Annotated in this window: 1 protein-coding gene; it reads right to left on the reverse strand. The window is 45.5% G+C overall.

The genetic code is table 11. The annotated features are described in order from the left end of the window. On the reverse strand, positions 1-181 hold a 181-nt coding region (locus E0702_RS18160), incomplete at its 3' end, for a coproporphyrinogen III oxidase (protein ID WP_132045878.1). Positions 182-235 lie beyond the last annotated feature (54 nt).

Below are 235 nucleotides of genomic sequence, written 5' to 3' on the forward strand. Positions count from 1 at the left end.
CTGCCCCATTCGTCATCACGCGTGTTCTTCCGCCACCAGCCAATCGTTCACCGGGTTGACGTTGCCAAGCATCTTGTTCAAAACGGGCTTTTCCATCAGCCTGTTCTAATTGGGTACAAATATCGTCTTGTAACGACATTAAGAATTGCTTTACGGCTTGCTTATCGATTGCAACTGACATGGTTGGCTTCCTTTTATTGTTATCCTTGTCTAAGCACTTTTAGCGTCTTCGCAT

The sequence above is a fragment of the Halomonas marinisediminis genome (assembly GCF_004347715.1).
Taxonomy (GTDB): domain Bacteria; phylum Pseudomonadota; class Gammaproteobacteria; order Pseudomonadales; family Halomonadaceae; genus Halomonas; species Halomonas icarae.